Origin of the sequence: Bradyrhizobium genosp. L (assembly GCF_015624485.1) — a bacterium.
Lineage (GTDB): Bacteria > Pseudomonadota > Alphaproteobacteria > Rhizobiales > Xanthobacteraceae > Bradyrhizobium.
This window is the reverse complement of the sequence record NZ_CP061378.1, coordinates 1,833,613-1,854,758: the sequence shown is the minus strand read 5'-3', so window position 1 is coordinate 1,854,758 and position 21,146 is coordinate 1,833,613. Positions and strand designations below refer to the sequence as shown.

Annotated in this window: 23 protein-coding genes; 13 read left to right on the top strand and 10 right to left on the bottom strand. The window is 66.6% G+C overall.

The annotated features are described in order from the left end of the window. Window positions 1-144 precede the first annotated feature (144 nt). From IC762_RS08660 to IC762_RS08635, 6 genes are all read left to right on the top strand, one after another. Entirely contained in the window at window positions 145-627 is a 483-nt protein-coding gene (locus IC762_RS08660) for a tRNA (cytidine(34)-2'-O)-methyltransferase (RefSeq protein ID WP_195788386.1), read from the top strand. Beyond that, window positions 624-1,256 carry a 7-carboxy-7-deazaguanine synthase gene (queE, locus tag IC762_RS08655; RefSeq protein ID WP_195788385.1) on the top strand — a complete coding sequence of 211 codons (633 nt, stop codon included), beginning with the start codon at window positions 624-626 and terminating at the stop codon, window positions 1,254-1,256. Before IC762_RS08660 ends, queE begins: the two co-directional genes overlap by 4 nt. A gap of 33 nt (window positions 1,257-1,289) precedes the next feature. Further along, complete coding sequence (locus IC762_RS08650; protein WP_195788384.1) at window positions 1,290-1,655, top strand: 6-pyruvoyl trahydropterin synthase family protein; 366 nt, start codon at window positions 1,290-1,292, stop codon at window positions 1,653-1,655. A 23-nt stretch (window positions 1,656-1,678) separates the two neighbouring features. Next, a complete protein-coding gene (gene hemF / locus IC762_RS08645; RefSeq protein WP_195788383.1) occupies window positions 1,679-2,554 on the top strand; it encodes an oxygen-dependent coproporphyrinogen oxidase in 876 nt (291 codons plus the stop codon). After that, window positions 2,545-3,285: an HAD family hydrolase gene (locus IC762_RS08640; RefSeq protein WP_195788382.1), complete on the top strand. Its 741-nt coding sequence runs from the start codon at window positions 2,545-2,547 to the stop codon at window positions 3,283-3,285. Before hemF ends, IC762_RS08640 begins: the two co-directional genes overlap by 10 nt. Before the next feature lie 116 nt (window positions 3,286-3,401). Continuing rightward, window positions 3,402-3,680: a DUF2158 domain-containing protein gene (locus IC762_RS08635; protein ID WP_195788381.1), complete on the top strand. Its 279-nt coding sequence runs from the start codon at window positions 3,402-3,404 to the stop codon at window positions 3,678-3,680. A gap of 78 nt (window positions 3,681-3,758) precedes the next feature. Here the strand turns inward: IC762_RS08635 and IC762_RS08630 are convergent, their stop codons facing one another. From IC762_RS08630 to IC762_RS08615, 4 genes are read right to left on the bottom strand one after another with little or no spacing between them, the layout of a single operon-like run. Beyond that, a complete protein-coding gene (locus IC762_RS08630; protein ID WP_195788380.1) occupies window positions 3,759-5,015 on the bottom strand; it encodes a CCA tRNA nucleotidyltransferase in 1,257 nt (418 codons plus the stop codon). Next, the gene (locus tag IC762_RS08625) at window positions 5,012-5,275 is read right to left on the bottom strand and encodes a DUF6111 family protein (protein ID WP_195788379.1); all 264 of its coding nucleotides are present in this window, start codon (window positions 5,273-5,275) and stop codon (window positions 5,012-5,014) included. Before IC762_RS08625 ends, IC762_RS08630 begins: the two co-directional genes overlap by 4 nt. Next, complete coding sequence (locus IC762_RS08620) at window positions 5,272-5,943, bottom strand: CoA pyrophosphatase (protein WP_195788378.1); 672 nt, start codon at window positions 5,941-5,943, stop codon at window positions 5,272-5,274. Before IC762_RS08620 ends, IC762_RS08625 begins: the two co-directional genes overlap by 4 nt. Next, window positions 5,940-6,596, bottom strand: coding sequence for a DUF1285 domain-containing protein (locus IC762_RS08615; protein WP_246801486.1), 657 nt, complete (start codon window positions 6,594-6,596; stop codon window positions 5,940-5,942). The genes IC762_RS08620 and IC762_RS08615 overlap by 4 nt, the downstream gene beginning before the upstream one ends. A gap of 244 nt (window positions 6,597-6,840) precedes the next feature. Here IC762_RS08615 and IC762_RS08610 point away from each other — a divergent pair, with 244 nt between their 5' ends. The 6 genes from IC762_RS08610 (at window position 6,841) to IC762_RS08585 (ending at window position 16,716) form a co-directional block, all read left to right on the top strand. Then, entirely contained in the window at window positions 6,841-7,845 is a 1,005-nt protein-coding gene (locus IC762_RS08610; RefSeq protein WP_195788377.1) for an AAA family ATPase, read from the top strand. Beyond that, window positions 7,845-8,783: a DUF58 domain-containing protein gene (locus IC762_RS08605; RefSeq protein ID WP_195788376.1), complete on the top strand. Its 939-nt coding sequence runs from the start codon at window positions 7,845-7,847 to the stop codon at window positions 8,781-8,783. Before IC762_RS08610 ends, IC762_RS08605 begins: the two co-directional genes overlap by 1 nt. Then, window positions 8,783-11,629: a DUF4159 domain-containing protein gene (locus IC762_RS08600; protein ID WP_195790058.1), complete on the top strand. Its 2,847-nt coding sequence runs from the start codon at window positions 8,783-8,785 to the stop codon at window positions 11,627-11,629. Before IC762_RS08605 ends, IC762_RS08600 begins: the two co-directional genes overlap by 1 nt. Window positions 11,630-11,633: 4 nt before the next feature. Beyond that, complete coding sequence (locus IC762_RS08595; protein ID WP_195788375.1) at window positions 11,634-13,697, top strand: hypothetical protein; 2,064 nt, start codon at window positions 11,634-11,636, stop codon at window positions 13,695-13,697. 181 nt (window positions 13,698-13,878) lie between these two features. After that, on the top strand, window positions 13,879-14,301 hold the full coding sequence (locus tag IC762_RS08590; RefSeq protein WP_195788374.1) for a DUF2946 family protein: 423 nt from the start codon (window positions 13,879-13,881) through the stop codon (window positions 14,299-14,301). A gap of 147 nt (window positions 14,302-14,448) precedes the next feature. Then, complete coding sequence (locus IC762_RS08585) at window positions 14,449-16,716, top strand: TonB-dependent receptor (protein ID WP_246801485.1); 2,268 nt, start codon at window positions 14,449-14,451, stop codon at window positions 16,714-16,716. Between the two features lie 69 nt (window positions 16,717-16,785). On the opposite strand, the gene IC762_RS08580 is transcribed toward IC762_RS08585, so the two are convergent. The 3 genes from IC762_RS08580 to IC762_RS08570 all read right to left on the bottom strand — a co-directional run bounded on the left by IC762_RS08580 (window position 16,786) and on the right by IC762_RS08570 (window position 18,300). Next, on the bottom strand, window positions 16,786-17,103 hold the full coding sequence (locus IC762_RS08580; RefSeq protein ID WP_195788373.1) for an EthD family reductase: 318 nt from the start codon (window positions 17,101-17,103) through the stop codon (window positions 16,786-16,788). Between the two features lie 112 nt (window positions 17,104-17,215). Next, window positions 17,216-17,728, bottom strand: coding sequence for a GNAT family N-acetyltransferase (locus tag IC762_RS08575; protein ID WP_195788372.1), 513 nt, complete (start codon window positions 17,726-17,728; stop codon window positions 17,216-17,218). A gap of 83 nt (window positions 17,729-17,811) precedes the next feature. Continuing rightward, a complete protein-coding gene (locus IC762_RS08570; RefSeq protein WP_246801484.1) occupies window positions 17,812-18,300 on the bottom strand; it encodes an NUDIX domain-containing protein in 489 nt (162 codons plus the stop codon). 146 nt (window positions 18,301-18,446) lie between these two features. Here IC762_RS08570 and IC762_RS08565 point away from each other — a divergent pair, with 146 nt between their 5' ends. Next, window positions 18,447-19,334, top strand: a complete 888-nt coding sequence (locus IC762_RS08565) for a metallophosphoesterase family protein (protein ID WP_195788370.1) — start codon at window positions 18,447-18,449, stop codon at window positions 19,332-19,334. On the opposite strand, the gene IC762_RS08560 is transcribed toward IC762_RS08565, so the two are convergent. From IC762_RS08560 to IC762_RS08550, 3 genes are all read right to left on the bottom strand, one after another. Then, window positions 19,331-20,119: a glycine-rich domain-containing protein gene (locus IC762_RS08560; RefSeq protein WP_195788369.1), complete on the bottom strand. Its 789-nt coding sequence runs from the start codon at window positions 20,117-20,119 to the stop codon at window positions 19,331-19,333. The two genes, IC762_RS08565 and IC762_RS08560, sit on opposite strands and share 4 nt — an antisense overlap. Before the next feature lie 23 nt (window positions 20,120-20,142). After that, window positions 20,143-20,727, bottom strand: a complete 585-nt coding sequence (locus IC762_RS08555) for a hypothetical protein (protein WP_195788368.1) — start codon at window positions 20,725-20,727, stop codon at window positions 20,143-20,145. 208 nt (window positions 20,728-20,935) lie between these two features. After that, window positions 20,936-21,145, bottom strand: coding sequence for a DUF4170 domain-containing protein (locus IC762_RS08550; RefSeq protein WP_108522535.1), 210 nt, complete (start codon window positions 21,143-21,145; stop codon window positions 20,936-20,938). Window position 21,146 lies beyond the last annotated feature (1 nt).

Sequence of the window (21,146 nt, the reverse complement as noted above, 5' to 3'; positions counted from 1 at the left end):
CAGCAGTCCAGAATCGTTCTATTGGCACCCTTGCCGGACGAGCGCAAGCCCGCTATCGGCTCGCAAGCGTGCAATGCACGAAATCCGCTGCTGGCGATGTTTTATTGAGACAATTTCATCCCACTTTCACAGGCCTCGACGACGATGCAGATCGCGCTGTTCCAGCCCGACATCCCCCAAAATACCGGGACGATTCTGCGCCTCTGCGCCTGCCTGGACGTCGCGGCCCATATCATCGAACCGGCGGGCTTCGACTCCTCGGACCGCAATTTCCGCCGCGCGGGGATGGACTATCTCGACCAGGTCGCCTTGAAGCGTCACGTCTCATGGTCGAAATTCGAGGAATGGCGGGCCGAGAGCGGCTGCCGGCTGGTCCTGTTCACGACCAAGGCGGCGACATCCTACCTTGATTTCAGCTATAACGCCTCCGACATCCTGCTGTTCGGGCGGGAGACCGCTGGTGTCACCGACGCGGTCGTGGCTGCCGCCGATGCGCGGCTGCTGATTCCGATCAAACCGTCTTTGCGTTCGCTCAATGTGGCCGTCACAGCTGCCATGGCGGTTGGCGAAGCACTGCGCCAGACGGCACACCGGTCACCGTCACGGCAACCTGAGGGGCTTTTGTGAGCTACGCGGTCAAGGAGATTTTTCTCACCCTGCAGGGCGAAGGCGCCCATGCGGGCCGCGCCTCCGTGTTCTGCCGCTTCGCCGGCTGCAACCTCTGGACCGGCCGCGAGCAGGACCGCGCCGGCGCGGTCTGCCGGTTCTGCGACACAGATTTCGTCGGCATGGATGGCACGCTCGGCGGCCGCTATGCGGAGGCGGCCGAGCTCGCCGACACCGTCGCTGCGCAATGGACCGGCGGCGATGCCGACCGCTATGTGGTCTTGACCGGCGGCGAGCCGCTGCTGCAGGTCGACGCCGCCCTGGTCGAGGCCCTGCACGCGCGCGGCTTTGCGATTGCGATCGAGACCAACGGCACCATCGCGCCGCCCGACGGGCTCGACTGGATCTGCGTCAGCCCGAAGGCCGCAGCCGGGCTCGTGGTGCGCAAGGGACACGAGCTCAAGCTGGTCTATCCGCAGCTGGAGAATGCGCCGGAGGATTTCGCCGGGCTTTCGTTCGAGCGCTTCTCGCTGCAGCCGATGGACGGCCCGGACGTGATCGAGAATACGCAGCGGGCGATCGATTACTGCCTGAAGCATCCGCAATGGCGGCTCAGCGTGCAGACGCACAAGTCGCTCGGGATCAGATGAACGTTACTTTGAGAGAACTGGATTAGCGAAGAGATGTGGGAATTGACGAAAGCGTTTCGGTTCGAGGCTGCGCATGCGCTGACCGGAACGACCTTTGGGGCCGACAGCGAGGAGATCCACGGCCACTCCTTCCGCGCCGAAGTCACGGTGCGGGGCACGCCTGATCCGAAGACGGGCATGGTGGTCGATCTCGGCCTGCTCGAGCGCGCCATGGCCGAGGTGCAGAAGATGCTCGACCACAAATTCCTCAACAAGATCGAGGCGCTTGGGCTGCCAACGTTGGAGAACCTCTCGCGCTTCATCTGGGAGCGGCTGGAGCATGCGGGTAAGCTCACCCGCATCACCGTCCATCGCGACAGCTGCAACGAGAGCTGCACCTATTACGGACCGCAGGGCTAGCCATGCTGCCAACAGACCCCGCCATGACAGAGGATCGCAAGGCCCGTGCCAAAGGCTGGTTCGAGACCTTGCGCAACGAGATCTGCGCGGCGCTCGAACGGCTCGAGGACGACGCTCCCGCTTCGCTCTATCCCGGCGACGCCGGCCGCTTCGCGCGCACGCCCTGGGACCGCACCGACCACACCGGCAAGCCGGGCGGCGGCGGCGTGATGTCGATCATGAAGGGCCGGCTGTTCGAGAAGGTCGGCGTACACTGCTCGACCGTGCACGGCGAATTCGCCCCCGAATTCCGCGCGCAGATCCCCGGCGCCGCCGACGATCCCAGGTTCTGGGCGTCGGGCATCTCGCTGATCGCGCATCTGCGCAATCCGAACGTGCCGGCCGTGCACATGAACACCCGCTTCGTCGTGACGACAAAAGCCTGGTTCGGCGGCGGCGCCGATCTGACGCCGGTGCTGAACCGCCGGCGGACCCAGGAGGACCCCGACACGGTCGCCTTCCATGCGGCGATGCAGAGCGCGTGCAGCGGGCCGAACGGCGTCGCCGATTACGACAAGTACAAGAAATGGTGCGACGAGTATTTCTATCTGCCGCATCGCAAGGAAGCGCGCGGCGTCGGCGGCATCTTCTACGACTGGCACGACAGCGGCGACTGGGACGCCGATCTCGCCTTCACCCAGGACGTCGGGCGCAGCTTCCTGAAGATCTATCCCGAACTCGTTCGGCGCAATTTCGCGACATCGTGGACGAGCGAGGATCGCGACGAGCAGCTGATCCGCCGCGGCCGCTATGTCGAGTTCAACCTGCTCTATGATCGCGGCACCATCTTCGGCCTGAAGACCGGCGGCAATGTGGATTCGATCCTGTCGTCGCTGCCGCCGGAGGTGAAATGGCCGTGACCGACCTGCCGCGCGCGATGCTGATCGACATGGATGACACCATCCTGTCGGCCTATGGCCGCCCCGAGATCGCCTGGAACGCGATCGCCACCGAGTTCGCCGCTGAACTGGCGCCCCTGCCCCCGGATCAGGTCGCGACCGCGCTGCTGGCGTCAGCGCGAGAATTCTGGTCGACCGCGGAGCCGATCTGGCGGATCAGGCTCGCCGAAGCACGCCGCCTCACCGTCAGGGGCGGATTTGCCGCGCTTGCGGCGGCCGGCCACCGCGCGCTGCCGGCCGATCTCGCTGACCGCATCGCCGATCGCTTTACGACGTTTCGCGAGGAGGAGATGTTCGTCTTCCCCGGCGCGCATGAGGCGATCGACGCGTTCAAGGCGCTCGGCGTCAAGCTCGCGCTGGTCACCAATGGCAACGCCGACATGCAGCGCGCCAAGGTCGAGCGCTTCGCGCTCAGCCATCGCTTCGACCATATCCAGATCGAGGGCGAGCACGGCTTCGGCAAGCCGGAGGAGCGCGCCTATCTGCACGCCATGGACGCGCTCGGCGTCACCGCCGAAGACACCTGGATGATCGGCGACAATCTGGAATGGGAAGTCGTGGCGCCGCAGCGGCTTGGCATCTATGCGATCTGGATGGACGTGCATGGCGTCGGCCTGCCGGAGGGATCGACGATCAAGCCCGACCGCATCATCCGTTCGCTGACCGAACTGGTTCCGGCCCCGCGCAAATAGCGCCGCCGGCGGATTGTTTTCCACCTTAATCCGCCGCGCAGAGCGTCGGCCGTGATCGGGCTGTCATCACAGGCCGCTAGCTTCCCGTCCCGCGTCATCAAGCGCGGAGGAAGATCATGGAACTGAAACCTGGCGACGTCGTCATTCTGAAATCCGGCGGTCATCCGCTGACGGTGGTGGAAGTCAACGAAGAGAACGTCGAGTGCCTGTGGATGGGTGTCGACGGCGATCTGTTTCGCGAAACGTTGCCGCTCGTCGCACTGGAATCGACCGAGCTCGATCCGGAAGACGACGAAGAGGACGACGACGAAGACGAGGATGACGACGAGGAAGAAGAGGACGACGAGGACGAAGACGACGACGGCGACCGCAAGAAGAAGCGCAAGGCCGCGTAATATCCCTCGGCGCGATGCTGCCTGACGCGTGCGCGCGGGGCAGCATCGTTGCGGCCGATTGCCGACCGGTGAGCAAACTCAGAGCCGATGATCGCGGGTGAAACGCGCGACGGTCTGGTCGGCGATGTCAGACAGGATTTTCGGCTCCAGCGGAAAATCCGCCGCAAGCCAGGCATCCTCGGCCAGGGTCAGCACATGGCCGAGCGCCGGTCCTTCGGCGATGCCGCGCGCGATGAAATCCGACGCCCGCAACGGAAAATGCGGCGCACGCCAGCGCTGCGGCAGCGTGGCGAGCGCGCGCCAGTGCTCGACGTCACCGCTCGCCCCGGTGCGCGCCCAGGCCAGCAGCAGGCGGTCGCGATAGGGCGCCTCGTCGAGCCGGTAGAGCCGGCGCTTGGCATGCGCCTCGTCCATGCCGGGCAGGCGCCACCAGCGGTGCCCCATCGAGTCCAGCGCCTTGGCCTCGGCGTTCGACAGCCGCAGCCGGCCCGCGATGCGCCGCGCGTCCTCGGTCACGGCGACCGTCAGTGCCGCGAGCCTGCGCATCGGGCTCGGCGCCAGCTCCATCAAGCGCTCGATCTCGATCATCGCCGCGAACGGCCCGGTATAGGCGACGCCGCCGAACAGCGGCAGCAGCAGCCCGCCATCGGCCATCGCAACCGCCGCAGCCGCGGCGCCATCGGCGACCACGAGCTTGAGCATCTCCATGCGAATGCGCTCGGCCGAGAGTTCGGCCAGCCCGTCACGCCCGCCGATGCAGGCGAGATAGCCGTCGCGATCGGCCGCCCCCTCGCCATAGGCCGCGTGGAAACGGAAGAAGCGCAGGATGCGCAGGTAGTCCTCGGCGATCCGCTGCGCGGGATCGCCGATGAAGCGTACCCGCCGCGCCTCGATATCGGCGAGGCCGCCGACGTGATCATGCACGACGCCCTCGGCGTCGACCGACAGGCCGTTGATGGTGAAATCGCGCCTTTCGGCGTCGCGCACCCAGTCGCGGCCGAACGTGACCTTCGCCTTGCGGCCATAGGTCTCGGTGTCCTCGCGCAAGGTCGTCACCTCGAACGGCAGGCCCTCGACCACCAGGGTCACGGTGCCGTGCTCGATCCCGGTCGGCACGCTCTTGACGTTGGCCCGCTTGGCGCGACGGACCACCTCGTCGGGCAGCGCCGTGGTGGCGATGTCGATGTCGCCGAGCGGAATCCGCATCAACGCGTTGCGCACCGCGCCGCCGATCACCCGCGCCTCCTCGCCATCGGCATTGAGCAGCGCGAGCACGCGCGAAGCCGGCCCCACAGCGAGCCACGGCGCGTCGGACAGCAGGCGCACCTCGCTCATCGCTCAACTCCCGGCACCAGCCTGCCGTTCTCGATATGGGCAGGTACGTAGGTCGAGTTCGGCGGCGCACCGGTGTATTCGGCGAGCAGGATGAAGCTTGCGACGACCAGCACCAGCGCAGCGAGCGTCAGCTTGGTCAGCATGTCGAGCGGCCACGACGCCGGCAAGGTCACGCCCGACCGCGTCGCGATCAGGAAGACGGCATAGACCGCGAATGGGATCAGGAAGACTCCGATCTCGGTCAATACCGTGCGGATCATGACAGATAGATCCGCTCATACAGCACGCGCAGGATGCCCGCGGTGGCGCCCCAGATGTAGCGCTCGGCGAACGGCATCGCGTAATAGGAGCGGTCCATGCCGCGGAATTCCTTGGTGTGGATCTGGTGATTCTCCGGATTCATCAGGAATGCCAGCGGCACCTCGAAGGCGTCGACGACCTCGGCCTCGTTGATTTTCAAGGTGAAGCCCGGCTTCACCTTGGCGACCGTCGGCAGGATGCGGAAGCCGAACGCGGTGCCGTAGAGATCGAGATAGCCGACCGGCTCGATGAACTCCCGCTTCAGCCCGACCTCTTCGCAGGCCTCGCGCAGCGCGGCATCGAGCGGCGAGGCGTCGGTGGCGTCGATCTTGCCGCCGGGAAACGAGATCTGGCCGGCATGGCTCGACAGATGCGGCGAGCGCTGCGTCAGCAGCACCGTCGGCTCGGGACGATCGACCACCGGGATCAGCACCGCGGCCGGCCGCACCGGCTGCTCCTTGGCGACGATCTCGAGCATGCGGTCGTTGCCGGAATCCCCGGTGCGCGGAATAATATGCGGATCAAACAGGCCCGGCGGCACCTCGAAATCGAGCCGCGCGCGGGCCCGCGCAAAGAACTCCGTCGAGCTGATCGTCGCCGGCCTCACATTCAGCAACGGTTCGTTCAACGTGCGTCCCTCACCTGCTGCGCATCCGCCATCGCGAAGAACGCGCCGCCGGATTCGATTCCGAACATTTCCTGACCATCGACCATCCGCTCCTCGCCCATGTCAACCAGGTCGTAATAGAGCGCACGGGTGACCTTGGCCCAGAGGTCGGCGCGGACATGCAGATAGGGCGTCAGCCCGCCGTCGGCGGCTTTCTCGAATCTGAGGCCGTGATCCTGCTCGCAATCGACCCAGTCGTCGACATTGGTGCGGAACCTGAGCAGCCGGCCGCGCGCATCGTGCTGCGTCTGCATTTCCACCGCCAGGAACGGCGCGTCATCGACGCGGATGCCGACCTTCTCCACCGGCGTCACGAGAAAGTGCTTGCCGTCCTCGCGCTTCAGGATGGTGGAGAACAGCCGCACCAGTGCTGCCCGGCCGATCGGCGTTCCCATGTAGAACCAGGTGCCGTCGGAGGCGATTCGCATGTCGAGGTCGCCGCAGAACGGCGGATTCCACAGATGCACCGGAGGCAGGCCTTTTCGTCCGGTCGAACCCGATGTCGCAGCCTGGTTGGCGGCAGCGGTGAGGCCTTCCAGACCCTTGTTTCCGAGGCCCGTGTTTCCAAGGCCCGTGGTTTCACTGGCGGATTCGGTTTGCCCTTGCTTCGCCATTGTTTGCCTTCAAGTTTCGCTTTGACGTTTCCTGCCCGCAATCTGGCACGTTTGGTGCACGTATCTCGAGATGTGGTCGGGACGTCGTTCTCGCCACATCGTGATGCCGTTCATACCCTGAAATGCCGATAAGGTGGGGATAGTTTAATTCAACGAATACACGGCCTTCGCACAGGTTTAGCATGAGGGCCATGACATGACGACGCGCCAGAATCCGCGCCGTCAACGCGAAGGAGCGGACCGAATGGCCGGTGCAGACAGCGTCGAGAAACTGGAGGATGTGATCGTCCGTTCGGCCGAGCAGGTCGCCGGCCAGATCCGGGCCGCCAAGGAGGCGGTGTCGACGGTCATCTTCGGCCAGGACCAGGTGATCGAGAACACGTTGGTCACGATCCTGTCTGGCGGTCATGCACTGCTGATCGGCGTCCCCGGCCTTGCGAAGACAAAGCTGGTCGAAACCCTCGGCGTCACGCTCGGGCTCGACGCCAAGCGCATCCAGTTCACGCCCGACCTGATGCCGTCGGACATTCTCGGCGCCGAGGTGCTCGACGAGAGCTCGGCCGGCAAGCGTTCGTTCCGCTTCCTCTCCGGTCCGGTGTTCGCGCAGCTCTTGATGGCCGACGAGATCAACCGCGCCAGCCCGCGCACGCAATCGGCGCTGCTGCAAGCCATGCAGGAGCAGCACATCACCATTGCCGGCGCGCGGCATGATTTGCCAAAGCCATTCCACGTGCTGGCGACGCAGAACCCGCTGGAGCAGGAAGGCACCTATCCGTTGCCCGAAGCGCAGCTCGACCGCTTCCTGATGGAAATCGACGTCGACTATCCCGATCGCGACGCCGAGCGGCGCATCCTGTTCGAGACCACCGGTGCCGAGGAAACCTCGGCCAAGCCGTCGATGAATGCCGAGACGCTGCTCGCGGCGCAGCGGCTGGTGCGCCGCCTGCCGGTCGGCGATTCCGTGGTCGAGGCGATCCTGTCGCTGGTCCGGGCCGCGCGTCCCGGCCCGGACGGCGGCGAAGCCGGCAAGCTGATCGCCTGGGGACCGGGTCCCCGCGCCAGCCAGTCGCTGATGCTCGCGGTGCGCGCCCGCGCACTGCTCGACGGCCGGCTCGCGCCCTCGATCGACGACGTGCTCGATCTCGCCGAACCCATCCTCAAGCACCGCATGGCGCTGACCTTCGCGGCGCGCGCCGAGGGCCGCACCATTCCCGACGTGATCAAGCAGTTGAAGACGCGGATCGGTTGATGGCCGCCGAAGACAGGCACCTGAAAGAGGAGATCCTTGCGGTCCGACGTGCCGATGGCGAGAGCCGAACGCTCGCCGCGTCGCTGCCGCGCCTGGTGCTTGAGGCCCGCCGTATCGCCGCCAACGTCATCCACGGCCTGCATGGCCGCCGCCGCGCCGGCGCCGGCGAGAGCTTTTGGCAGTATCGCCGCTTCGTTTCCGGCGAGCCCGCGCAGCGCGTCGACTGGCGCCGCTCCGGGCGCGACGACCACCTCTATGTCCGCGAGCAGGAATGGGAGGCCGCGCACACCGTCTGGATCTGGCCCGACCGCTCGCCCTCGATGGCCTTTGCTTCCCGCGATGCTCGCGACAGCAAGCTCGAGCGCGGCCTGATTACGGCTTTCGCGCTCGCCGAACTGCTGGTCGCCGGCGGCGAACGCGTCGGCATTCCCGGCCTGATGCATCCGACCGGCAGCCGCGCCGTGATCGACAAGATGGCGCAGGCGATGCTGCATGACGAGGCGACGCGCGCCAGCCTGCCGCCCTCCTTCGTGCCGTCGTCGCTCGCCGAGATCGTCGTGCTGTCCGACTTCTGGTCGCCGTTGCCCGAGATCAAGACCATGCTGGCCGGGCTCGCTTCGTCGGGCGCGCATGGCACGCTGGTGCAGATCGTCGATCCCGCGGAAGAAACCTTCCCCTATTCCGGTCGCGTCGAGTTCGTCGAGCCGGAGGCCGGCAGCGTCATCACCGCAGGCCGCGCCGAGAGCTGGGCCGCCGACTATGTCGCCCGCGTCGCGCTGCATCGCGACCAGATCCGCGCCGAGACCGGCCGGCTCGACTGGCTGTTCTCGACCCACACCACCAGCCGCTCCGCCGCCGAGCTGCTGCTGTTCCTGCATGCCGGCATGATGGTGAACAAGGGCGGCCGCTCGGCCGTCAAGGCGGGACGCAGCGCATGATCGCGGGCCTTCCCCTCTCGTTTGCCGAACCGTTGCTGCTGCTGGGGCTGGTCAGCCTGCCGGTGCTGTGGTGGTTGCTCCGCGTCATGCCGCCGCGGCCGCGGCGCGTCGAATTCCCGCCGACTCGGCTCTTGTTCGACATCGCGCCGAAGGAGGAGACGCCACAGCGCACACCGTGGTGGCTGACCCTGCTCAGGCTCGCCGCTGCTGCGCTCGTCATTCTCGCCGCCGCCGGCCCGATCTGGAATCCGCAGACCGGCGTTGCCGCCAGCAAGCAGCCGCTGGTGATCCTGCTCGATGACGGCTGGAGCGCCGCGTCGAGCTGGGACGCGCGGATCAGGGCCGCCGACGAATTGATCACCGATGCCGACAGCGACCGCCGCGGCGTCGCGCTGGTGCCGCTGTCGGAGCCCGCGCGCGACATCACGCTGATGCCGGCCGGCGCCGCACGGGTCGCGCTGCGCCAGCTCGCGCCAAAACCCTACTCGATCGACCGCGTCGAAACCCTGGCACCGCTCGGACGTTTCCTGAAATCGACCGGCGACTGCGACGTGGTCTGGCTGTCCGATGGCATCGACACCGGCCGCGGCAGCGAATTCACCGAAGGACTCGGCAAGGTGATCGAGGGCCGCAACCTGACGATCTATGCGGGCGGCGCGCCGCCGGCGCACGCGCTCGTCGCGGCCGAGAACGCTGCCGCCAAGATGACGGTCAAGGTGCTGCGCACCGAGGGCGGGATCGCGGCCGGCACGGTGCGCGCGCTCGACGCCAAGGGCTCTCCGATCGGCGAGGCGCGCTACGCATTCGGCCCCGACGCGCGCGAGACTGAAGCTGCGTTCGATCTTCCGGTCGAGCTGCGCAACGACATCTCCCGGCTCGAGATCGCAAGCGAGCATTCGGCCGGCGCCGTGCAATTGCTCGACCGGCGCTGGCGCCGCCGCGCCATCGGCGTGGTCTCGGGCTCGAGCGCCGACACCGCGCAGCCGCTGCTGGCCTCGACCTTCTATCTCTCCCGCGCGCTGTCGCCATTCGCCGATGTCAGGTTGGGGGACCGCGGCGCGCCGCAGCAGGCGATCGCCCAGTTCCTCGACCAGCGCCTGCCGATGATCGTGATGGCCGACGTCGGCACGCTGTCGCCGGAGATCCGCGACCGCCTCAACGCCTGGATCGATCAGGGTGGCGTGCTGGTGCGCTTCGCCGGCCCTCGTTTGGCGCAGGCCGATGACGACCTCGTGCCGGTCAAATTGCGCAAGGGCGGCCGCACGCTCGGCGGCAGCCTGACCTGGGAAAAGCCGCAGCACATGGCCTCGTTCGCGGCCGACGGTCCGTTCGCCGGCCTCGCCGTGCCGAAGGACATCACCGTCAATCGTCAGGTGCTGGCCGAGCCCGACGCCGTGCTCGCGACCAAGAGCTGGGCGTCGCTGGAAGACGGCACGCCGCTGGTCACCGGCGAGCATCAGGGCAAGGGCGTGATCAGCCTGTTCCATGTCGGCGCCGACATGCGCTGGTCGGACTTGCCGATGTCCGGCACCTTCGTCGAGATGCTGCGGCGGCTGGTCGACATGTCCGGCTACACCTCGAAGCCCGGCCCCGGTGTCGCCAGCGATCCCAACGCCGAGACTGTGGCGCCGTTGCGCACGCTCGACGGATTCGGCGCGTTCGGGCCGCCACCCTCGACCGCCAAGCCGATGCCGGCGGATTATCGCGACCGCGGCACCGCGGAGCATCCGCCCGGTCTCTACGGCACGGCCGAGAGCCCGATCGCGGTCAACACGCTCGCCGCCTCCGACCGCATCGCGACGCTCGACATCTCGGGCCTGCGCGCGCGGCATGCGACCTACACCAACACCGAGCCGCGTGACCTGCGCGGCATCATGCTGTCGACGGCGCTGGCGCTGTTCCTGGTCGACGCGATCGTGGTGGCGATGCTCGGCGGCGGCCTTGCCGCGCTGCTGCGGCGGCGGGCCGCAGCCGCGGTGCTGGCGTTCGCCGTCGTGCTCGCGGCGTTGGCATTCGCGCCCGCGCCGACGCATGCCCAGGGCAGCAACAACAACAGCGGCAATAGCGGAGCCAATAGCAGCGCCGACGACTTCGCCATCAAGGCGACATCGCAGACCCGGCTTGCTTATGTCGTGACCGGCAATGCCGACGTCGATTCCATCGTCAAGGCAGGGATGTCCGGACTGACGCTGTTCCTGGCGCAGCGCACCGCGCTCGAGGCCGGCGATCCCGTCGGCATCGATCCCGCGCATGACGAGTTGGCCTTCTTCCCGCTGATCTACTGGCCGATCGTTCCGGGCGCGCCGAAACCGCCGCAGGACGCCATCAACAAGATCGACGCCTACATGAAGCAGGGCGGTACCGTGGTGTTCGACACCCGCGACGCCGTCGAGGCGCCGCCGGGCGACGACGGCCCATCGCAGACGCCGGCGATGCAGACGCTGCGCGAGTTGCTGTCCACCCTCGACGTCCCCGAGCTCGAACCGGTGCCGCGCGAGCACGTGCTGACCAAGACGTTCTATCTGCTGCGCGACTTCCCCGGCCGCTTCAACTCCGGCCAGACCTGGGTCGAGGCGCTGCCGCGCGAGGAGGACGAGGAAGCCGACAAGCGCCCGGCACGCGGCGGCGACGGCGTCTCGCCGATCATCATCACCTCGAACGATCTCGCCGGCGCCTGGGCAATTCGCCCCGACGGCCAGGCGATGCTGCCGCTGACACCGGGCGAGCCGCGGCAGCGCGAGTTCGCCTTCCGCGCCGGGGTCAACATCGTGATGTACACGCTGACCGGCAACTACAAGGCCGACCAGGTGCACGCGCCTGCCCTGATCGAGCGGCTGGGACAATGATGACATGAACTACGGTATCGCGTTCACGCCGCTGGTTCCCTCGCTCGTGCTGTGGCTCGCGCTCGGCGCGATCGTGGTCATTGCGCTCTTGTTGCTGCTGTCGCGCGCGCGCGGCGCGGCGGTGCGTGTCGGCGCGCTGGCGCTGATCCTGCTCGCGCTGGCCAATCCCTCCTTCACGCGCGAGGACCGCGAGCCGTTGTCCTCGGTCGCCGCCGTCGTGGTCGACAAGAGCCCGAGCCAGAATTTCGGCACCCGCACCCAGGAGACCGAGAAGGCCCGGGAAGCGCTGGTCAACAGCCTGAAGCAGATCAAGGGCCTCGAAGTCCGTGTCGTCGAGGCCGGCCAGGCCGACGGCGAGACCGACGGCACCAAACTGTTCGGCGCGCTCGCCTCGGCGCTGTCGGATGTTCCGGTCGAGCGCGTCGCCGGCGCCTTCATGATCACCGACGGCCGCGTGCATGACATTCCCGCCAACACCCAGGCGCTCGGCTTCCAGGCGCCGGTGCACGCACTGATCACCGGCCGCAAGGACGAGCGCGACCGCCGCATCGCCATCACCGCCGCGCCGCGCTTCGGCATCGTCGGCCAGACCCAGACCATCACCTTCCGGCTCGACGACCAGGGCGTCACCGGCGAACGCGCCAAGGTCACCGTGCGCCGTGACGGCGAAGTGGTCAGCGAGCGCGCGATGACCAGCGGCCAGACCTCGAGCGTCGACATCGACATCAAGCATGCCGGGCAGAACATCGTCGAAATCGAAGCCTCGCCGCTCGAGAACGAGCTGACGCCGGTCAACAACCGCGCCGTGGTCGCGATTGACGGCGTGCGCGACAAGCTGCGCGTGCTGCTGGTATCCGGCGAGCCGCATTCCGGCGAGCGAACCTGGCGCAATCTGCTGAAGTCCGATCCCAGCGTCGATCTGGTGCACTTCACCATTCTGCGTCCGCCGGAGAAGCAGGACGGCACGCCGATCAACGAGCTGTCGCTGATCGCGTTTCCGACCCGTGAGCTGTTCCAGCAGAAGATCAACGAATTCCAGCTGATCATCTTCGACCGCTACGCCCGCCAGGGCGTGCTGCCGATCGCCTATTTCGACAACATCGCGCGCTATGTCCGCTCAGGCGGCGCGGTGCTGGTCTCGGCCGGACCGGACTATGCCTCGACCACCAGCATCTGGCGCACGCCGCTCGACTCGGTGCTGCCGGCGGAGCCCGTCGGCGTCACCGAGAAGCCGTTCTATGCGCATTTGAGCGATGCCGGCAAACGCCATCCGGTGACGCGCGGGCTGGAAGGCTCGAACGCCGAGCCGCCGCATTGGAGCCGGTTCTTCCGCACCGTCGACACCCGCAACGCGATCACCCCGCCGGTCATGACCGGCGCCGACGGCAAGCCGCTGCTGCTGCTGTCTCGCTTCGGCGAAGGCCGTGTCGCGCTGCTGCTGTCCGACCATATCTGGCTGTGGGCGCGCGGCTATGAGGGCGGCGGCCCGCATCTCGACCTGCTGCGGCGGATGTCGCACTGGCTGATGAAGCAGCCTGATCTGGACGAAGAGGCGCTGCGCATGCAGGTGCAGGGCAAGGACCTCCAGGTGGTGCGCCAGACCATGGCCGACACCGTCTCGCCGGTCACCGTGACCTCGCCGAGCGGCGCGACCCACGAACTGACATTGACCGCCGGCGATCCCGGCGAGTGGCGCGCGACGCTGCCCGCCGACGAGCTCGGCCTCTGGCAAGCCACCGACGGCACGCTGAAGGCCCTGATCAACGTCGGCCCGACCAATCCGAAGGAATTCTCCGAGGTCACCTCGACGACCGACTTGCTGAAGCCGCTGGCGCAGGCCACCGGCGGCGACGCACGGCGGATCGTCGACGGCGCGAGCCTCGACATGCCCCGCATCGTGCCCGTGCATTCGTCCTCGATCTTCCGCGGCGACGGCTGGCTTGGGGTCCGGATGCGCGATGCGAGCGTGGTCAAGGGCGTCGGCGTACTGCCGATGTTCGCCGGCGTGATCGGCCTGCTGCTCCTGCTCGGCGCATTCGCGGCGACCTGGCTGCGCGAGGGACGCTGATCCCTGGGTCGCGCATTTGCGCGACCGGGCTGCGCACGTTGCGTCAATCACACACACTTCGCCGATCGGTCGAACTTCGTCCGAACTACGGTTGACATCGCGATAGCCGTCCGATGTTATAATATAACATCGGGAACGGCGGGGGTGACGAAGCCGTCCCGATGGGTGGGCATTGATCGGGATGAACTGGTTCCGCAAACACATCAGGACTGGCTCGCGGCTGGCGCTGTTCGCGCTCGCCGTGCAGTTCATGCTGTCGTTCGGCCATTTCCATCCGCTGGCGATGGTGCACGCCGCACCTGCGGTCCAGACCGGACTGTCCGAGGTCGACTTCACCTATATCGGGACCTCGGCGACGCCGGACCTCGCCGTTCAGGTGGTCCAGACGCAGCCGCCCGCCCAGCGTGACAACGACCAGCAACCGGCTGACCATTGCGATATCTGCGCGGTCATGTCGATGGCCGGCAGCGTGCTGGTCGCGACCCCGCCGGTGCTGCTGCTGCCCGAGGTGGTGGAGTTTCTCCGCCGCACCACCGACGCCGAATTCCTGCACCTGAAGGCGGCGCCCCGCGCGTTCCATTCCCGCGGTCCTCCCCTGTCCTGACATCGATTGCTGTCTGTGCCTCCGGAATCCGTCCGCATCGCGCGGCGTGATGCTTGGAGAATCGTTCAATCGGTCCGTCGCGAATGACGGCAAGGCTGCGCCAGCTCAACCGACACATATCCGCTGGCGGCCTTCAGGATCCCCATCATGAAGTCTCCGTTGAGAGTTTCCCTGCTGCTGTCCGCGTCGGCCTCGATGCTGCTCGGACTGGGCCATACCGCAAGCGCGCAGAGCAGTCCGCCGCCGGAGGCCGCAGGCACCACCACGCTGCCGAAGATCGAGGTGGTCGAACCCAAGCACACGCAGAAGCCGCGGCCGCCGAAAAAGCGTGTCGTCACCGCGCATCGCCAGGCACCTCCGCCCGAGGCCCCGCCGCCGACCGCGGCGCAGGTCCTGACCAGCACCAACGACAAGTTCGACGCCGCGCGCCAGAGCATCGTCGCGCCGGCCGCCGCCACCGCGCATCAGATCAATCACCAGGCGATCGAGGCGATGCCGCAAGGCGCCGACGCGCCGCTCGACAAGGTGCTGCTCCAGTTCCCCGGCGTGACGCAGGATTCCGCGGCCAGCGGCGACCTGCATGTCCGCAATGAACATGCCAATGTGCAGTACCGCATCAACGGCATCATGCTGCCGGACGGCGTCGGCGCCTTCGGCCAGATCCTCGACACCGGGATCGTCGGCAGCCTCGCTCTGCTCACCGGCGCACTGCCCGCGCAATATGGCCTCCACACCGCCGGGGTCATCGACATCCAGACCAAGACCGACGCGTTCGAAAACACCGGCAAGGTCAGCGTCTATGGCGGCAGCCACGGCACCATCACGCCGAGCTTCGAATATGGCGGCACCGTCGGGCAGACCCAGTACTTCATCTCCGGCCGCTATTTCGGCAGCAGCCTCGGCATCGAGAACCCGACACCGTCCAACACCGCGATCCACGACAACACGTCGCAGGAAAAGGGCTTCCTCTATCTGTCGACCGTGATCGATCCGACCAGCCGCCTGACCTATATCGGCGGCGTCTCCAACGGCACCTACCAGATCCCGAACAATCCCGGGCAGACGCCGGCCTTCACGGCTTTCGGCGTCTCGGATTTCGATTCCACGAACCTGAACGAGCACCAGACGGAGTTCAACCAGTTCAACGTCGTGGCCTATCAGAAGTCGTTCGAAGACTTCGACATGCAGCTGTCCTACTTCAACCGCTACAGCCAGCTGCACTTCTACCCTGACACGATCGGCGATCTCGTGTTCAACGGCGTCGCCTCCGACGTCTACCGCCAGAGCCTGGTCAACGGCATCCAGGAAGACACCGCCTGGCGCGTCGGCTATGCGCATACCCTGCGGTTCGGCTTCTCGGTGAGCTCGGAGCGAACGCTGGTCAACAATTTCTCGACCGTCTTGCCGCTGGTCGACCCGACCGATCCCACCGCCGGTACGATCGACAACCCGACCTCGATCTTCGATTCGAACGCCAAGACCGGCTGGCTGATCGGCACCTATCTGCAGGACGAATGGCGCATCAACAACCAGCTGACCCTCAATGTCGGCCTGCGCTTCGACCAGATGTATCAATATGTCGACGCCAACCAGCTCAGCCCGCGCGCCAGCCTGACCTGGAAACCATACGACGGGACCACATTCCATGCCGGCTATTCGCGCAACTTCACGCCGCCGGAGCAGGTGATCGCGGCGCCCGTCAACCTCGCGCTGGTGCAGGGCAGCACGCTGCAGCCCGGCGTCAACGCCAACAGCCCGGTGCTGCCGGAGCGCTCCAACGTCTACGACGTCGGCATCGACCAGAAGATCCATGCGATCCCCGGCCTCGAGGTCGGTATCGACGGCTACTACAAGACCGCGCGCGACCTGCTCGACGACGGCCAGTTCGGCGCGGCCTATGTGCTGACCGGCTTCAACTACGAGAGCGGCGAGAACGTCGGCGTCGAGCTGAAGGCGAAGTACACCAACGGCAATTTCAACGCCTATGGCAACGTCGCCTGGGCGAAGCAGATCGCGACCAATGTCGTCTCCAACCAGTATCTGTTCGATCCGGATGAGCTCGCCTATATCGCGAGCCACTACGTCTACACCGATCACGCCCAGACCTGGACCGCGTCGGCAGGCGCGTCCTATCTGTGGGATGGCACGCGCTATTCTGCCTCGATGATCTACGGCAGCGGCCTGCGCTCAGGCTTCGCCAACACCGATCATCTGCCCGGCTACACCCAGGTCAATCTCGGCGTGTCGCACGACTTCAACATCGTCGCGCCGAACAAGCCCACCACGATCCGGTTCGACGTCGTCAATGTGTTCGACACGATCTACGAGATCAGGGACGGCTCCGGCATCGGCGTGTTCGCGCCGCAATACGGGCCGCGCCGCGGTTTCTATTTCGGCATCTCGCAGAAGCTCTGACGCAAACGACGGCGCATGGTGCTCTCACACACCATGCGCCGTTCGCAATATCCGTGAGTCCGCGTACCGTCAGTGGCCGACGACGACTTCGCTGATCTGGATCACCGGCTGCAGGTCCGTGTAGTTCGGGATATCGCCCATGATCTCCTGGGCGTGTTTCCCCATGCCGGCCGCGAAGGCTTCGACCGAGTCGCAGAAGATGTGGCACATCCCGACATAGGTCGCGGGTGCGCCAGGCGCACCACCGGCGATACCCTTGTCGACGGTGTAGTATTTGCAGGCGTCGCCGAGCCGCGCCTGCACCAGTGGCATGTGCTTGTCGCGGTAATAATCGTGATCGAAGCGCGCCCCGGGATTGTTTGGATACATCACACTGACCTTGATCATGGCGCGCTCCCTTTTGATATGACATGCGCCGGTGATATCCCGGCGCTTCATCGCAACTGTGCTTCAGTTTTTCCGGGTGCGCAACCGTTCCGGGCGAGGGCTCGCGCGGATGTCAGATCGCCTTGCTCCAATCCGGCTGGATCGCCCCGGAGACGCCTTCGAACGCGCCGTCGACCAGTTCCATGACAAGCAGACGATCATAGTCGACCGGGCCCGGCATCGTCGCCCGTCCCTTCGGGATCGGCTTGAAGCCGACGCGCGAATAATACGGCGCGTCGCCGACCAGCACGATCAGCCGGTGTCCCTTGGCGCGGGCATCGGTGATCGCGCGCTCGAGCAGCGCACGGCCGACGCCGCGGCTACGGAACGGCGGTTCGACGGTGAGCGGCCCGAGCATCAGGGCCGGCGTATCGCTGATCGTGACCGGCAGCTGGCGCACCGAACCGACCAGCAGCGTGCCGATCCGCGCCGTGAAGGAAACGTCGAGCAGATGATCGACATGCTCGCGCAGCCGGTAGGCGCTGAGCGCGAAACGGCCGGGACCGAAGGTGCGCTCGTGCAGGCGCTCGATCGCCTGGGCGTCTTTCGGGGTTTCCGGCAGGATGGTCAGGGAGGGCTCGGTCATCGTGGGGCGCGAGATAGCATCTGGCGGCCGCGCGGTCCATCGTCGCCAAGTCCTTTACCACCAAATCCTTTACCGCCAAGTCCTTACCGCCATGTCGCGATCAACGGCTTGCCGTCGAGTACCTCCGCTATCCGCAGCCGCGTGCCGGGCGTGGTGTCGGCGGGTAACGCGGCCGGATCGAAGAAGCCGGTGGCCACGATCTCGCGGTTCGGCTCCGGCAGCCGGTCCTGCCGGAAATTCCGGACCACGTACACGGCGACGTGATCCCGCGATGAGACATGGCTGTTGTGGAAGATGCCGTGCAGGATGGGCTCGCCGGTCATCTCGATCCGCCCCTCCTCGACCAGCTCGCGCCGCAACGCGTCCAGGAACGTCTCGCCGACCTCGACGCCACCGCCCGGCAGGTACCAGCCGGGGACGTAGCTGTGCTTGACCAGGAACACCTTATTGTCGGCATCCAGCACCACCGCACGGGCGCCGAGCGTCATGCTGCGCACCAGCCGCCAGTAGAGGTGGAAGACTTTCCTGATCTGCGGCTCGAAGCGCTGGCGCAAGTCCTCCAGGACCGTCACTGAACCCTCGACATCATCGCGTTTGATCCTCGCTTTGAATCTTGCGCGGATGCGCATCGCTTGCCAATACAGGGCGAGCTTTCCGGATAGCACGACATGGGCATTTGCAGGCCATCTTTCACAGGCAACCGGAACGGGACCGAATGATGGCGGCGTTCCACCTTGCGCATCTGTCCGACCCGCATCTGCCGCCGCTGCCGGCGGCGCGGCTGCGCGATCTCGCCGGCAAGCGCGCCCTCGGCTATTTGAACTGGACCCGCAACCGCCACAAATATCACCGCCGCGACGTGCTCGATGCGCTGGTATCGGACATGCAGGCACAGCGGCCGGATCACATCGCCGTCACCGGCGACCTCGTCAATCTGGCGCTGGAGGCCGAGTTCAAGCCGGCCCGCGAGTGGCTGGAGGGCGTAGGCCGCCCCGCCGATGTCACCGTGGTGCCCGGCAATCACGACGCCTATGTCCGCGCGACGCGGCATCGCTTCGTGGGCCAGTTCGGCGACTATCTGCGCGGCGATGCCGCGAGCGCTGCGGCGAGCTTTCCGTTCCTGCGCCGCCGCGGGCCGCTGGCGCTGATCGGCGTCTCCTCGGCGGTGCCGACGCCCCCGCTGATGGCGACCGGCTGGCTTGGACACGCGCAGCTCGCCGCGCTGGAGACGATCCTCGCGCAGCTCTCGCGGGAGGATGCCTTCCGCGTGCTGCTGGTGCATCACCCGCTGCACTCCGACGGGCGCGCCAAGCGGCTGACCGATTCGCACCAGTTGCTGGCGCTGCTCAAGCGGCATGGCGTCGAGCTGGTGCTGCACGGTCACGACCACATCCATTCGACGATGTGGTTCGACGGTCCCGACCGCAAGATCCCCGCGATCGGCGTGCCGTCGGCGTCGGCGCTGGCGCGCAAGCACTATCCGGCGGCGGCCTACAATCTGTTCGCAATCGAGCGCGACGGCAATGCCTGGCGCTTGGAGCAGACCGTGCGCGGCTTTGGCGATCATGACGGCATTGCCGAGCTGAAGCAGCAACGGCTGTCCTAATCGCCGCCACCGCCGCCACACCCACCGCCGCCGCAACCTCCGCCACCATCACCACCGCCGTCGCCGCCCCCACCGCTGTCGCCACCGCCGTGGCCGCCATCGCCACCGTGACCGCCATGTCCGCCGTCACCGCTATCGCTGCTGCCGGCGTCACCGAATCCCGCCGACGAGCCGTCGATGGACGAGTCGGCGAAGTCGCCGCCGCAATACGGGCTCGAGCCCCCGATGCCGATGCGGCGCAGCGCCTCGCAATCGGGGTGATAGACGAAGCCGTTCGGGATGTTCAGCTTGTCATCGAGCGCGAACAGCAGCGGCAACCGGGTCGGCCTGACGGGGTCGATGTTCTCGTATTTGCAGCAATACCACCACACCCGCCGCAGCCCCTCATTGCTCTGCCGGCGCTCTTTCACCAGCACCACCGCGGGCATGTGATGCAGGAAGCTGCCGAAGGCGCGGCGGCAGAACGCGTCGTACTCGCGGGTGTAGAGAATGAATTCGTGCCAGAGATCGTCGGCGACTTGCGAGGGCATCGAGACGTAGCGCTTGCCGCTCATCAGATAGGCGAGGAAGAACTGCCTCAAGCCACGCGAGACCAGGGCGCTGTCTTTTCGCGCGAAGCCTGGATGGCGCTGCTCGAGCCGCGCCAATAGCCCCGGCGGCCAAATGAAGGTGCGGATGAACTCGGCGCGCCGCAGCGTCTGCCACTTGCCGAACAGCACCGCGCTGCCGATCACCGCGACCGCCGTCACCACGCCCATCATCGCCGAGGTGGGTGTTATGACCACGATGTCCCCGCCCCCGTCCGCGGCTAGAGATTCCTCAGGCTCGCATACATGGCGAAGGCGAACAGCGCCAGCGCGCCCATGATGAAGCCGAACAGGAATATGCCGAAGCCGCCGCGGCGCTTCCGCGCGACCACCGGGACCGGTACGGGCGGCGGCGCCTCCGTCGGCTCGGCCGCCGGCATCGGGGTTGCCACCATCGCATGCTCGCGCTCGATCATGCGGCGCGCGACATAGTCGGTGACGGCATCGACGATCACGGGCACGTCGTGCGATTCGGCGAGCACGATGCGGCCGTGCCGCGTGTCCTGCACGAAGCGGTAAATCCGCTTGTCGCGGCCCATCAGGATGTGCGCGACGACGTCGATCCACAGCCGCGGCGTTTCGCCCTGGCTGATGCCGCGGTCGAACAGGTCGACCTTGTCCGGCACCTGCGCGAACAAGGGATCGAGCGCCTCGTTGAGGATCTCGAGCCGCGCCACCTCGGCATCGCGTAGCTCGACCACCACGCCGGTGCGGTCGGCCGCCTCGATCCGCGCCCGCCGCAGCGCCTCACGCAGCGTCGGGCGCATCTCGCGCGCCTCGCTGCCGGTGTTGTGCGGATCGGACATGCGTCGCGGCCTCGTAGTGACGGATTTCGATGCCTTTAACCTATCAGCAACCATGATCTCCGCAAAGGGCCTTGGTTCCCAAGGGGTTACGCCGCCACTTATCCCCAGCCAAAGCTGAAACCCCCTGCCCCGAAATCGGTCGGCCCCACCCGGATGAACCGGATGGGGCCGCCGTCCTTGGACGTTTCTTAGTTGATAAAGGCAGCCGTCAGGCCGAGACCCGCGAGGGTTCCTCGACGATCGAGAAGCGGACGCCGGCCTTGTGGCGGTTCTCTTCCGAGACCACGCGCCAGGCATCCTCGGCTTCCTTGCGGGTCTTGAACGGACCCTGCACCTGGGCGGAGCCTTCCACCAGCTTGTGGAAGTTCATCGAGCCGAACTCGCCGCCGATCACCCAGAAATTGCTGCCTTTGGTCATT

Coding starts and splice junctions, on each gene's coding strand:
- IC762_RS08610 (WP_195788377.1), top strand. CDS start 6,841: ATGGCCGGTGCAGACAGCGTCGAGAAACTGGAGGATGTGATCGTCCGT.
- IC762_RS08630 (WP_195788380.1), bottom strand. CDS start 5,015: ATGAGCGAGGTGCGCCTGCTGTCCGACGCGCCGTGGCTCGCTGTGGGG.
- IC762_RS08640 (WP_195788382.1), top strand. CDS start 2,545: ATGGCCGTGACCGACCTGCCGCGCGCGATGCTGATCGACATGGATGAC.
- hemF (WP_195788383.1), top strand. CDS start 1,679: ATGACAGAGGATCGCAAGGCCCGTGCCAAAGGCTGGTTCGAGACCTTG.
- IC762_RS08615 (WP_246801486.1), bottom strand. CDS start 6,596: ATGGCGAAGCAAGGGCAAACCGAATCCGCCAGTGAAACCACGGGCCTT.
- IC762_RS08590 (WP_195788374.1), top strand. CDS start 13,879: ATGAACTGGTTCCGCAAACACATCAGGACTGGCTCGCGGCTGGCGCTG.
- IC762_RS08625 (WP_195788379.1), bottom strand. CDS start 5,275: ATGATCCGCACGGTATTGACCGAGATCGGAGTCTTCCTGATCCCATTC.
- IC762_RS08575 (WP_195788372.1), bottom strand. CDS start 17,728: ATGACCGAGCCCTCCCTGACCATCCTGCCGGAAACCCCGAAAGACGCC.
- IC762_RS08565 (WP_195788370.1), top strand. CDS start 18,447: ATGGCGGCGTTCCACCTTGCGCATCTGTCCGACCCGCATCTGCCGCCG.
- IC762_RS08650 (WP_195788384.1), top strand. CDS start 1,290: ATGTGGGAATTGACGAAAGCGTTTCGGTTCGAGGCTGCGCATGCGCTG.
- IC762_RS08605 (WP_195788376.1), top strand. CDS start 7,845: ATGGCCGCCGAAGACAGGCACCTGAAAGAGGAGATCCTTGCGGTCCGA.
- IC762_RS08580 (WP_195788373.1), bottom strand. CDS start 17,103: ATGATCAAGGTCAGTGTGATGTATCCAAACAATCCCGGGGCGCGCTTC.
- IC762_RS08660 (WP_195788386.1), top strand. CDS start 145: ATGCAGATCGCGCTGTTCCAGCCCGACATCCCCCAAAATACCGGGACG.
- IC762_RS08585 (WP_246801485.1), top strand. CDS start 14,449: ATGAAGTCTCCGTTGAGAGTTTCCCTGCTGCTGTCCGCGTCGGCCTCG.
- IC762_RS08595 (WP_195788375.1), top strand. CDS start 11,634: ATGAACTACGGTATCGCGTTCACGCCGCTGGTTCCCTCGCTCGTGCTG.
- IC762_RS08555 (WP_195788368.1), bottom strand. CDS start 20,727: ATGTCCGATCCGCACAACACCGGCAGCGAGGCGCGCGAGATGCGCCCG.
- IC762_RS08550 (WP_108522535.1), bottom strand. CDS start 21,145: ATGACCAAAGGCAGCAATTTCTGGGTGATCGGCGGCGAGTTCGGCTCG.
- IC762_RS08635 (WP_195788381.1), top strand. CDS start 3,402: ATGGAACTGAAACCTGGCGACGTCGTCATTCTGAAATCCGGCGGTCAT.